Annotated in this window: 9 protein-coding genes and 1 pseudogene; 3 read left to right on the top strand and 7 right to left on the bottom strand. The window is 50.1% G+C overall.

Annotation, left to right across the window (positions count from 1 at the left end; all coding sequences use genetic code 11):
• Positions 1-117: pseudogene (locus AAA927_RS10740) on the top strand (IS30 family transposase); the annotation flags it as partial.
• A 146-nt stretch (positions 118-263) separates the two neighbouring features.
• Here the strand turns inward: AAA927_RS10740 and AAA927_RS10745 are convergent.
• The 3 genes from AAA927_RS10745 to AAA927_RS10755 form a co-directional block, all read right to left on the bottom strand.
• Positions 264-2,975, bottom strand: coding sequence for an HAD-IC family P-type ATPase (locus AAA927_RS10745; RefSeq protein ID WP_338217829.1), 2,712 nt, complete (start codon positions 2,973-2,975; stop codon positions 264-266).
• A gap of 350 nt (positions 2,976-3,325) precedes the next feature.
• The gene (locus AAA927_RS10750; protein ID WP_338217830.1) at positions 3,326-4,357 is read right to left on the bottom strand and encodes a Gfo/Idh/MocA family oxidoreductase; all 1,032 of its coding nucleotides are present in this window, start codon (positions 4,355-4,357) and stop codon (positions 3,326-3,328) included.
• Positions 4,358-4,421: 64 nt separating this feature from the next.
• Entirely contained in the window at positions 4,422-5,261 is an 840-nt protein-coding gene (locus AAA927_RS10755) for an alpha/beta hydrolase (RefSeq protein ID WP_338217831.1), read from the bottom strand.
• A 198-nt stretch (positions 5,262-5,459) separates the two neighbouring features.
• Here AAA927_RS10755 and AAA927_RS10760 point away from each other — a divergent pair, with 198 nt between their 5' ends.
• On the top strand, positions 5,460-6,299 hold the full coding sequence (locus AAA927_RS10760) for an LPXTG cell wall anchor domain-containing protein (protein ID WP_338217832.1): 840 nt from the start codon (positions 5,460-5,462) through the stop codon (positions 6,297-6,299).
• A 66-nt stretch (positions 6,300-6,365) separates the two neighbouring features.
• Here the strand turns inward: AAA927_RS10760 and AAA927_RS10765 are convergent, their stop codons facing one another.
• The 4 genes from AAA927_RS10765 to AAA927_RS10780 form a co-directional block, all read right to left on the bottom strand.
• Positions 6,366-6,692 carry an AzlD domain-containing protein gene (locus tag AAA927_RS10765; RefSeq protein ID WP_338217833.1) on the bottom strand — a complete coding sequence of 109 codons (327 nt, stop codon included), beginning with the start codon at positions 6,690-6,692 and terminating at the stop codon, positions 6,366-6,368.
• The gene (locus tag AAA927_RS10770) at positions 6,689-7,390 is read right to left on the bottom strand and encodes an AzlC family ABC transporter permease (protein WP_338217834.1); all 702 of its coding nucleotides are present in this window, start codon (positions 7,388-7,390) and stop codon (positions 6,689-6,691) included. Before AAA927_RS10770 ends, AAA927_RS10765 begins: the two co-directional genes overlap by 4 nt.
• A 229-nt stretch (positions 7,391-7,619) precedes the next feature.
• Positions 7,620-9,041 (bottom strand): glycoside hydrolase family 1 protein, encoded by a 1,422-nt coding sequence (locus tag AAA927_RS10775; RefSeq protein WP_338217835.1) that lies wholly within the window; start codon positions 9,039-9,041, stop codon positions 7,620-7,622.
• Positions 9,042-9,076: 35 nt separating this feature from the next.
• A complete protein-coding gene (locus AAA927_RS10780) occupies positions 9,077-10,402 on the bottom strand; it encodes a PTS sugar transporter subunit IIC (RefSeq protein ID WP_338217836.1) in 1,326 nt (441 codons plus the stop codon).
• A gap of 410 nt (positions 10,403-10,812) precedes the next feature.
• Here AAA927_RS10780 and AAA927_RS10785 point away from each other — a divergent pair, with 410 nt between their 5' ends.
• The gene (locus tag AAA927_RS10785; RefSeq protein WP_338217837.1) at positions 10,813-11,826 is read left to right on the top strand and encodes a LacI family DNA-binding transcriptional regulator; all 1,014 of its coding nucleotides are present in this window, start codon (positions 10,813-10,815) and stop codon (positions 11,824-11,826) included.
• Positions 11,827-11,831 lie beyond the last annotated feature (5 nt).

Genomic DNA, 11,831 nt, shown 5'->3' on the forward strand with positions numbered 1-11,831 from the left:
CAGAGCGACCAGGAAATTGAGACTTATATTGAACAACTGAATAACCGACCACGCAAGGTCTTAGGCTGGAAGACGCCATCAGAAGTCTTCCTGGGTAAAAAGTTGCACTTGAGTTGACAATTCGTCGCAACAAAAAACGGGTGCCCATTAAGGACGCCCGCCGCCGACTTACATCAGGTCACTACTCCCGATGCGGTGATCGACATGGAATTTCTCTTCGCTGTCATTATGACAGGTTATCAACTAATTGACTAATCTATTGATTAAGCTTGTTTCTCTGCCCCAACGGCCCGCTCTTTATGTGCCCACTTGCGATAAGCTAACCGCACGAGCTTGTCGGCTTCGGTGACGATCAGGGTAATCACCCCAGCGCCGACCGCGACGCCCCATTCCAGCCAGGACATCCCCGCAGTGCGGAAGACATCTTGCATGAATGGCACGTAGGTGATCGAGAACTGCAGGAGCATCATCAAGCCGATGACCACGAAAGCCATGGGGTTTTTGAAGAACTGCTTCGACAGCGCCGGCGCACTGGTGCGAATGTTGAACAGGTAGAAAATCTTCCCCAGGATGATGATGTTAACCATCATCGTGGAAGCCACCGTGGCGGTGACATAACCATTATCCAGCAGGAAGTCATGGGCAATCAGCCCGATCCCGGAAATCATCACCGACACATAAATCATCTGCACGATATCATGCAGGTTCATCATGCTAGCGGTGTTCGAACGCGGCGGCCGCGCCATGATGCCTGGTTCGGCCGGTTCCCAGATAAACGCGAATTGAATCGTGATGGCCGAAACCATGTTGATCCACAACATTTGACTGGCGTTCAGCGGCATGTTGTCTTGAGTCAAAATCGTAAACGCGATGACCAAGCCTTCCGCAAAACTGGTTGGTAGCAGGAACAAGATACTCTTTTTGATGTTGTCATAGATCCGGCGGCCTTGGGCAATCGCCTTCTCCATGGTGGTGAACTTATCGTCGGTCAAAATCATGTCCGCCGCGTCTTTTGCCACGTCGGTCCCGGATTGACCCATGGCCACCCCGATATCCGCCTTCTTCAGCGCCGGCGCATCGTTCACGCCGTCGCCGACCATGGCCGTGACATTACCAGCTTCTTGCAAAGCGGTGATGATGGCCAGCTTATCCGCCGGCGTCGTGCGGGCGAAGACATCCGTGGCCACCATCGCTTTGGTGCGGTCGGCATCATTTAACGCCGCCAGCTCGGTCCCGGTAATCACGGTTGGGGAATCTGCCAAGCCCAACTTTTTGGCAATCGCCAGCGCGGTGTCCGGGTGGTCCCCGGTAATCATCCGCACCTTAACGCCTGCCATGCGCATGTGGGCAATCGATTCGATGACTTCTTCCCGCGGCGGGTCGATGATTGCCGCCAGACCTAGGAAGGTGACGCCAGCCGTGCACAGCTCATCGGTGATTTCAGTCACGTCAGCACTGACCGTTTGCGCCGCGACGGCGATGACGCGCTGGCCGTTTTGGGAATAATTCTTGGTCAAATCCAAGTAGCGTTGCGCATCAAAATCAGGGTCCGCCGCCTGCGCCATCGGCAACACCTTATCCGGTGAGCCCTTGACGAACAGACGATGCTTCCCATTCGGCAATGCCATTAACTTGGCCATGTGCCGGTTATCCGAGTCAAATGGCAGCATATCCAATTCTTCGTAGTCCGGTTCTTCTTCATAACCCTTGAAGTACGCGGTTAAAAATGAGCCGTCCGTCGGTTCACCGTTGATTTCGTATTTGCCATCGATTTCTGCCAGCGTGGTATCGTTGGCTTCAAACCCGGCAATCAGCAGGTCGCGCAAGTCGGCGCGGTCCTGCGGCGTCACGGTTTCGCCGTGCAAGGTAAAGTGGCCGGTTGGCGTATAGCCCGTGCCGGAGACTTCATATTCGTGCTTAGGGGTGACGATTTGGGTGATGGTCATTTCGTTTTTCGTCAGCGTCCCGGTTTTATCCGTGGCAATGACATCGACTGAGCCCAAGGTTTCCACCGCCGGCAAGGTTTTGACGATGGTGTTTTCCTTGCGCACCAGTTGTTGCATCCCCATGGCCAACACCACAGAGGTTGTCGCTGGCAGGCCTTCCGGCATCGAGCCCACCACCATGGTGACAATGGCCAGCGCCAAAGTGCCCATGGTGTATTGACCCGACCACATGCCGAGGCCGAACAGCACCACAGCCACGGCCAAGATGCCGTACGAAATACCTTTCCCAAGGTTGTCGAGTTCGCGCATCATCGGAGTTTTCCCTTTGCGCACGTCGGCAACCGCTTGTGAAATCTTACCCAGTTCAGTATCTTTCCCAGTCGCTACGACCAGCCCCATCCCGGAACCTGTCGCGACCGCGGTAGAGGCAAACGCCATATTGGTTTGCTCCGCCAGCGGCGTCTCGGCCGGTAAGGCTTCGACTTGCTTTTGCACGGAATTACTTTCACCGGTCAAAGCGGCTTCTTGAATCGAAAGATTATCAATGTCGAACAGGCGCAGGTCAGCTGGGACATTATCCCCAGCTTCGAGGAACACCACATCGCCCACTACAATGTCAGCCGTGTCGATATCGACACGTTCGCCATCGCGGTAAACCGTGGCGGTGTGGGCCAGCATCTGCTTGATTTTTTCAAGCGCGTTGCTGGCATTGCTCTCCTGCGAATAACCGATGATCGCATTGATAATAATGACCAGGGCAATAATGATCGTATCGGTCATGTGCCCCATCACCGTCGTCAGCACGGCTGCTCCAATCAAAATATAAATGATCAGGCTGTTGAACTGACGGATGAAAATGACCCATTTAGGTGTCGTGTGCGACTCCAACGCATTCGGCCCATTTTGTGCCAAACGCTTTTGCGCCTCTTCGCTGGTTAAGCCAGCCTCTAAATCAGGCACATCGAGTTCTTGTTGAAGGGTAGTTACGTCTAAATGGGTCATCGGCCTATGTTCACCGGGATCGTCCATATATCATCATCCTTTTTCTCATAAATTTGGCAGAATTTTCCTGCTCGTATCTCATATTTTAACCAAACCAAAAGCGCAAAGCAACAGGACTCGGGACTGATTTACACGCTGTGGAGCAGGCTGCGAAGCGGAGCGCACTTAGCCCGTCGCGTAGCCTAGCGTTAGGCATTGCCGCGTTCTTCGCGGCGAGGGCTAATGCGTAGCTATGTGCACGGGCGTTGCCCCGCGTAGCGCAACTATGAGGACTGCGGCGTAAGCCCATACTAAGGATAATTAGCCTTTTAAGATAGAAAAAGCCAGCCCTAACCGTCTACACGGTTAGGGCTGGCTTTGATCTCAGTACGCTTGAATTACAGTGTTGCTTCCAGCTGTTCGGCCCCGGTTTCCAGAATTTCCATCAGTTTAATCGTCTGCTCCGGCGTCACCACTTGCGGCGCGCCTTCGGTCAGGGTTTTAACCAACGCTTCATAGAAATATTGATATCCGCCGACAGCCGAAACCACTTTTTCTTCGTGGAATTGGCCGGCATCATCCATATACGATAAAATCCCGTACTGGTCCGGTGTATCAACGCCAAAATCGAGGTGATCAGGGCTTGGCATGTAGAATTTCTTCATCATCGCCTCTTGTTGATCGGTTTCCTGTTTCAGGAAGCGCCCGCGCGTGCCGTAAACCACAAAGGACGGCCGATAAATCAGGCGGAAGTGACTAGACTTCACCGAGATCTTCAGGCCCTGGGGATAATGCAAATCGAGATCGAAGTAATCCGCGTCGTGGCCCGGGCCTAGCATCTGATGCACGTCATATTGAATCGACTCTGGTTCGCCCCAGTAGGACAGCACCTGATCCACCGTGTGCACGGCGTGACCATATAAGAAGCTACCCAAGCGCGAGTAGCCGGTACTTTGCTCGGAAGACCGCGGCCGGTAGTAGTCAAAATTGTTTTCGACTTCATAGATCTGGCCGAGCTTGCCTGATTCAATCACCTTTTGCACGGTCAAGAAGTCAGAGTCAAAGCGCCGGTTCTGATAGCCTTCGAGCAACAAACCCTGCTTTTTCGCAAAAGCAAACAGTTCCTTCGCCTGCGCCGCAGTTTCGGTAAACGGCTTTTCCAGTAGCACGTTTTTGCCATGGGCTAGCGCCGCTATCGCCAGCTCGTAATGGGCAGCCGGCGGTGTGGTGATGGCTACCAGTGTCACTTCAGGGTCGTTCCAGATGTCGTCGATATTGGTCGTGTAAGCAATGCCGGGCTGCTTCGGCCATGGTGAATTATCATGGCGCGCATAGACTGTTTTGATCTTCAGGCCGGCCACCTGCTGAGAAAAAGGCAGGTGATAGCGATTGGTCGCCTTGCCGTTGCCGATATAAGCCATTGTAATCATCGTGATAACCTCCATCAGGTTGGGATAACTTTACTGTAGCGAAATTGCCCGGGAAATACAAAGCTCAGGCCACAAATGGCCCGCGGTTAAACTGCGTATCGACCCATTTGGTAAACAGTGCCACCCACTGCGCCACGGCTGGTTCAATGCCGTAAGCGTTGCGCTGGCTGTAGGTTTCATGTGTCGCCAAACTCAAGCCATGCCCGCCGCTTGGGAACAGATGAAGTTCAAAGGACACGTGATTGGCCTGCAAAGCGTTAGCGAAAAGCAGCGTGTTTTCTACCGGCACAGTATCATCCGTTACGGTGGCCCATAGGAATGTCGGTGGTGTAGTCGGCGTGACTTGGTGCTCCAATGAGACTGCGGCGAGCGCTGCATCAGTCGGGTGCGGGCCCAACAGGTTAAGAAAAGAAGCGCGATGAGCGAACTTGCCCGCCGTAATCACGGGGTAGGCCAACATCAGCGCATTCGGCTTAACCTCAGACGCTTTGAAACCATACCGTTTCAAAAGTGGGCCATCCCAACCGGTAGCCAAGCTGCCAGCCAAGTGGCCACCGGCGGAAAAACCAGCCACCACAATCTGATCAGGATTGATGTGCCACGCCGCGGCGTTTTGACGCGTCAGCTGCATCGCCGTGGCCAGCTCCAGCAGTGCAGCGGGGTACGGATGCGTCTGGCCGACACTGTAGCGCAACACCAAGGCCTGATACCCCGCCGCCAGCAGCCGCAGTGCCACGGGTTCAGCCTCGCGATCGGACACAAACTCGTAGCCGCCCCCAGGACAGATGAGCACTGCCGGCCGCACGCGCGCCGGCTCAATCTCCGGCGAGTTGTCGGCTAAATATGCGGTTAACGTGGCGTCGTTGCTTAATTCGGTTTGAAGCTGCTTGACGATCAGTTGCATGATGATAGCCTCCTACGCATGATGCGTTGCCTTCAGTGTAGCGCAAAATTATCGCGCGGAACCACAAACTTTATCGGGCTTAAAAGCCTATTTATAAAACGACATTAGAATTCAACCAGTTTTAGATAATAATTTAAGTATATTGCTGATAAACGTTGGTTTCTCTTGTATAATGCCTGCGTTAAGGGGGACACTTTTTTGAAAAAATATTTCGTTATTTTGGCCACGGCCAGTTGTCTTGGCCTCACTACCGCCACTTGGTCGGCGGCTAAGCCGGTCGTAGCTGCTACCGCCACCGTCAGCGTTCAACCAGCCAGTTCAGGCTTTGAAGTCGGTAACTTCACCTTTATGCTGGACGGACAGAGCCACCAGTCGGACATCGCCGAAGTGGTCGCTGACCAGAGTTATCAGGGCGAACTCATCGTCAGTTACTACGGCCTCACCGGGGCGTTGCCGCTGGATTCACTCATCATTTTGAGCAATAATCCTGCAGTGAAAATTGTCACTGGCCAAGCCACTGCGCCCGACCCAACTGCGCCTAGTGGGACGTTCACCATCCCGTTCACATTAACCGTCACCGGTGATACCGACAGCTATGTGTTTGCCAATATCAGCTTTCATCGCACAGACGGGGGCCAGATGACGGGCTACTCACAAGGCCAAACGTTTAAAATCATTGGCCAAAGCGAGCCCACACCAGGACCTGACCCAGAGCCGGGCCCAGATCCAGAACCAGGGCCGGATCCAGAACCAGGGCCGGATCCAGAGCCGGGTCCAGATCCAAAACCGGATCCTCAACCCGAGCCAAAACCAGAACCAAAGCCTGACCCCAAACCGACGCCTAAGCCCACGCCAGTCCCAACGCCGGCACCATCCACTAATACCGCAAAAACTGCTGAGCCATCCCGATCATCGCGGCCAGCAACGGCAACCAAACGCCTACCAGCCACCGGCGACAAAGCCAACCCGCTAGTCGCTTTAGCTGGCGGTGCCTTGCTAATTAGTCTTTTTGGCCTCAATCGTTTGCGCCGCCATTAAGCACGGTGCAAAAAAACCTTCATCACTCGCAGTCGAGTTGATGAAGGTTTTTTTGGTGGTCAAGCACTAGCCCCATCCTAATAGCCGAATCACGGCCATCGCGATGACGCCCACCAGCACCACCGCCAGCAGGCTCTTGGTGATGACCGCAGTCACCACTGCCGGCAACGAGGCCAAGAGATTTTCCCAGTTGACCCCCGGCCAAGCACCAGAGCGATACACCAGCAGACTTTCCACAAAAATTGCCGTTAAAATCGCCACTGGCACAAAGCTCAAAAACCGCACCACTGCTGCCGGTAGCGTGGTGGTTTTCACCAGTACAAACGGCACGACCCGCAGCAACCAGGTGACCAGCCCGCTCAGAACAATGGTTAGGAGAATATAATTTGTCATCGCTTCACCGCCACCATTCCGAATAAGCAGCCCAGCACCGTTGCCACCAAAATGGCCGAGGTGCCTGGGATGAAACGCATGAGCACAATCATCGTCAGCGCCACAAATCCTGCTACGGTAAGATGCTGGAGCAGCGGCCGTGTTTTATCGGTAATCATCTGCAGGTACAGCAGCCCGATGAACATCGCCACCACGGCAAAATCCAACCCGAACGTTTTAGCATCGGGAATCATGTTGCCAATCAGCACACCCACCATCGTTGCCACGCACCAAACGAGGTAAGCACCAAGGTTAGCGGCATGAAACCAGGCTGGCTTCAGCTGCCGCTTGGTCGCGTTCAGTTTATTCATTGACAGGGCAAAGGTTTCATCGGTGAGCAGGCTGCCAATCAGCACATTTTGGGTTAAGGATTCCTTTTTAAGATAAGGGGCGACGGTCATCGACATCAGACTCATGCGGGCGTTGATCAGGAATACCGACGCTACCATGGCCCCGATTGGACTACCGGCCATCAGCATGCTGGCCAACACGAACTGCGCCGAACCGGCATAGACAATCAAGGACATCAGCATCACCAGCCATACCGACAAATGCGCGGTGTGCGCCACCACGCCAAACGCCAGCCCCACGCCAATATAGCCGAACACTGTGGGCAAAACGTCCTTCAACCCCGCGCGAAAACTCAAGTCGCTTGTCATCGGCCTGCCTCCCAACATTAAAAACTAGTTAGAACTAGTTTAGCAATTGTGGGCGAGGTTGCAAGGAAAAGCTGATGGTTAATTCTGAACTTTTGGTCAGATTTCACAGACAGAACAATACGCGTGCCGATTGAGTTCGCTTTCGCCCAAAAATAAAAAGATTCCCTCCCGCGGAGAGAATCTCTAGTGTGCAGAAACGCATTCAAAACTAAATTTAAAATCGACAGGATCAGTAATCAATATGGTCTGTCGATAAGTCCTCGCCATTTGACTGAGTCACTTGCTTGTACCAATAAAACGATTTTTTTGGATAACGTTTGAGCGTCCTGAGATCATGCTCATAACGATCAATATACACAAATCCATACCGCTTGATGAAGCCTTGTCGGGTCGAGTGTAAATCAAAAGCTGACCATGTCAAATAACCAATAACATCGACCCCATCAGCAATAGCTTCCTTCAGACACTCAAGGTGTTTAGCCAAATAGTCAATGCGGTAATCATCACGAACCTTATTATCAGCATCTAATTGTTCTGTAGCCCCGTAACCATTCTCTAGGATTAGAATCGGAAGGCCATAGCGGTAATATAGGTCCATTAGCTGGTAATAGAAGCCATCCGGATCGATATTCCATCCCCATTCGTTGGTCGGAGTATATGGGTTTTCGACACGTGTTCCGTATCGAACCAACCCTTCTTGGAACATCTTGTCAGGTCTTGAGGTTTCTAGTGACTTATCTGGCTTATTGTAACTTGCCACACTCGAGAAATAGTAAGTGCTGGAAAGAAAATCAGGTTTGACGCCCGCTAGTTCTTCTAAGTCTCCCGGCTCCATGTGTGGCATGCAGTTAATGCTTTCCAGGTAGTGCGTGAAATACGCAGGATATTCGCCTTTGATATACAAATCCATATAAGCGTAGCTGTCAAAATACATTTGTCTCGTCGCAGCCCGCATGTCTTTCGGATCAGCACTTAACGGGTAAGTGATAGAGCATGCACAGTTCGGCCCAATCTTGGCACTAGGATCAATTCGATGGCACGATTTAACCGCCCTGACATACGCTAAAGTGAAATGATGCTCACACTGCCAAATTTCAGGCTGAGTTAGATTTGCATCTCCTGCAACATAGAAGCTGTCACGATGAAAAGTGTTTGGCTCATTAAACGGGACATAGTACTTGATACGCCCCTTAAAATGTTCGAAAACCACTTCAGCATAATGAACATATGCATCGATGCATTTACGGCTCAAAAACCCGCGATACTTTTTTAGAAGAGCTAATGGTAAATCATAGGCATATAAGGTAGCAACCGGAACAATGTGCCGCGCAATCAGCCCGTCGACCATTCGATCATAGAAGGCAAGGCCCTCTGAGTTTGGCTCCTCATCATCCCCAGAAGGTAGTATTCTCGACCAGGCAATGGAGAAACGATATATTGACATTCCCATTTCTTCTAACAAATCCAAATCTTCCTCTAGATGGTGATAATGATCACTCGCCACATGAAAATTTGAATAATCGTTGTCTAGGACTCGAACATCTGAAATGGATAAGCCTTTACCGCCCTCGTCCCAACCGCCTTCAAACTGTTGCGCATTTGTACTGCTACCCCATAAAAAATTACTTGGAAAAGCTTTAGCCAATGACATCATTTCCTTCCTCACATTGCATCAATAACCATTATCTACTCTGCAGATAACTTGCCTTCTTCTCGTTCCAAATTCATGCGATCGCTGATTCTCGCAAACGGGAAGTATACAAAGAAGCTCATTACCAACATTAGAATCTGCCAGAGCATGTACGGGATGCCCCCAACTAGATATCCCGAAATAACCGCCGGCGTCGTCCAAGGCAACATAACGCCTGTTAACTTCGGCAACACCCCAATGGCAATCATCATGTAAGTCAAACCGCCTGAAAGTAGCGATTGAAGAATAAATGGCACAATCATGATTGGGTTAAACACAATTGGTAATCCGAAGAGGATTGGTTCCACAATCTGGAAACTCATTGGTAAAGCGGACAGTTTACCCAACTTTCTGAATGCTTGTGACTTAGAGAAGAATAGCAGATACATAACCAACCCAAACATCATCCCAGCACCTGAGACATTAACGAATTGGTCAATCAGCGGCTGAATGAAAATGTGACCATGCGCTTGAAGGGCTTCTGCCCCTTGTTTTGCAAGCCGAGCGTTGTCCAGCGTGTTGGCCTGCAAAATAGGTCCAAGCAAGCCGTTAACAATCATTGAGCCGTGAACCCCAAAGGCCCAGAAACCGTTCATCAGGAGAATAAAGATCATCAATCCTGCGAACGAATCAGTCATACCTTGCAGCGGTACTTGCAGGTACTTGTAAATTGTCTGCATCATCGTTTCGCCAGTTGTAACGTTGAAGAATAGGCGAACCAGCACTGAACCAACAATAATTGCAGCCCCAGGGATGATAGCAGTAAACGCACCCGCAATTGCAGGTGGAACCATTTCTGGCATTTTAATTGTAATTTTATGCTTCAAGAACCATGAATAGACCATACCAACTACTGTCGCAATTAAGATAGCCCCAATTAAGCCTTGGCCACCAGTCCATGCTTTATCGATGACGCCTGTGGCTGTGCCAACGACTTTGCCTTTCGCATTCAAAACATCAACGGACTGTGGTAAAAGAATTTCAAAAGCTGCGAATGCAAGTAATCCAGCAGGTACACCGTCAAAGCCTTCATTCTTAACCCATTGAATGGTTAATGCAATTACAGCGTATGCCGCCATCATGTCAAAGGTTGCACCACTCGCTGCACTCAGATATGGTGACCACCCCCAAGCGGCTAATTGATCAGCTACAGGCTGATAAGGAAAATTACTTAAAATCAAGAAGAAGGACCCAATAATGGTGAAGGGCATTGTAATGGCCAAACCATCCTTCATTGCCTTGATAAACTTGAAATTACTAAACTTCGTTACACCGCTGAGTATCGAATCCACTGGGATCCGTTGTTTAATCTTTTCCAGCATTTCTGCTCCTCCTAACCTCAGGTGGGTATATAGAATTATTTCTGTTCCTTCCGGATAATCAACTCAAACTTAATCCTTAAACTTGTTAGTAAACCGTGACTTATGCCCGGTTAAGGTCCCTCGCTTTCTGTTTATGTCGCAATTTGAGTAAACGTTTTCCCTCATCCCCTAGGCCCTATTGAAAACCCTTTCTATTTCAAAGTCAACAAAAATCTTAAAAATAGTCTACACTTTTCAAAACAATCCTTGATATCTAGGCTTTTTTCCATTGTCGACATGCCATATGTTTATAAATGTCCGGTATTGTCCTTGCACAGTTGCAACGTTTGGTCTATATTGACGATGAGATAACGTTTACCCAAATAATTACATCCCAGATTTAATATCATTAAGAAATGGAAGTCTTATCCATGAGCGAAGTCACAAACAAGGCCAAAGTATCCCTAAAGGAAATTGCCCGTCTTGCCGGAGTATCAGCTGCCACCGTATCTAGAGTGATCAACAACAATGGTCGATTTTCTGAGGAAACAAGACAGCGAGTCCAAAATATCATCAAAGAAACGGGCTATCAGACTAATACTTTAGCCAAGAGTCTTCGCATGAATCGCTCTAATACGATTGGTGTCCTAGTACCCGACCTTACTAATGAGTTTTTCAGTAGAACTGTACAAGAACTTGAGAAAGGGCTCTTTGAATTGGGCTTCTCAACAATCATCTGCGACACCCAGCGCGATCTGGCCATGGAGGAGTACTATCTCAACACGCTTGAAGCCAAATCAATTGACGCCTTGATTGTAATCTCGGGGGAACACCCATTTGATTCCGCCTCTTTATCAGATAAGATTCCTGTTCTCTGCATTGATCGTGAGCCCAAGAACGAAGATACGTTCTTCATCTCATCCGATCATAAAACCGGAGCTCTAATTGCCACCCAGCGAATAATCGATCGCGGGTATACTCCGATTTTAGTTTCACAACAACACAAATCGACATCACGGGCGGCCCGAATTGCAGGCTTTAAGTCGGCACTTGAGTTAAACAACATCCCCATCTCTGAGGATCATTTCTTTGCGTTGCCTCATAACGAAATCACCCCCTATGAAGCGTCTCTTGAAAAGTTCTTAAAACAACACACAAAACAGCGGTTAGGTTTGTTCTGCCTGGGGGACTATATTGCTGCATTAACTCTCCGAAAAGCCATCGATCTAGGAATTAAAGTACCCACCGACCTAGGCATTGTGGGTTTTGACGATAACACGTACGCCAGATTAGTAACCCCTGCATTAACCACTGTGCGTCAGGACATCGAAAAAATCGCCACTTTATCAGTTCAGACAATAACCAAGTTAATCGCCGATCCAGAGGCTGACATCCCTAAGAAAATCACGGTTCCAGTTCAATTAGTGTCTCGTGAATCGGCATAGGAGAT

This window comes from Lacticaseibacillus salsurivasis (assembly GCF_036246225.1).
Classification (GTDB): Bacteria; Bacillota; Bacilli; order Lactobacillales; family Lactobacillaceae; genus Lacticaseibacillus; species Lacticaseibacillus salsurivasis.

Bases quoted from the DNA above. Each gene is read 5' to 3' on its own strand.
- AAA927_RS10770 (WP_338217834.1), bottom strand. From the start codon at position 7,390: ATGACAAGCGACTTGAGTTTTCGCGCGGGGTTGAAGGACGTTTTGCCC.
- AAA927_RS10745 (WP_338217829.1), bottom strand. From the start codon at position 2,975: ATGGACGATCCCGGTGAACATAGGCCGATGACCCATTTAGACGTAACT.
- AAA927_RS10785 (WP_338217837.1), top strand. From the start codon at position 10,813: ATGAGCGAAGTCACAAACAAGGCCAAAGTATCCCTAAAGGAAATTGCC.
- AAA927_RS10775 (WP_338217835.1), bottom strand. From the start codon at position 9,041: ATGTCATTGGCTAAAGCTTTTCCAAGTAATTTTTTATGGGGTAGCAGT.
- AAA927_RS10780 (WP_338217836.1), bottom strand. From the start codon at position 10,402: ATGCTGGAAAAGATTAAACAACGGATCCCAGTGGATTCGATACTCAGC.
- AAA927_RS10750 (WP_338217830.1), bottom strand. From the start codon at position 4,357: ATGATTACAATGGCTTATATCGGCAACGGCAAGGCGACCAATCGCTAT.
- AAA927_RS10755 (WP_338217831.1), bottom strand. From the start codon at position 5,261: ATGCAACTGATCGTCAAGCAGCTTCAAACCGAATTAAGCAACGACGCC.
- AAA927_RS10765 (WP_338217833.1), bottom strand. From the start codon at position 6,692: ATGACAAATTATATTCTCCTAACCATTGTTCTGAGCGGGCTGGTCACC.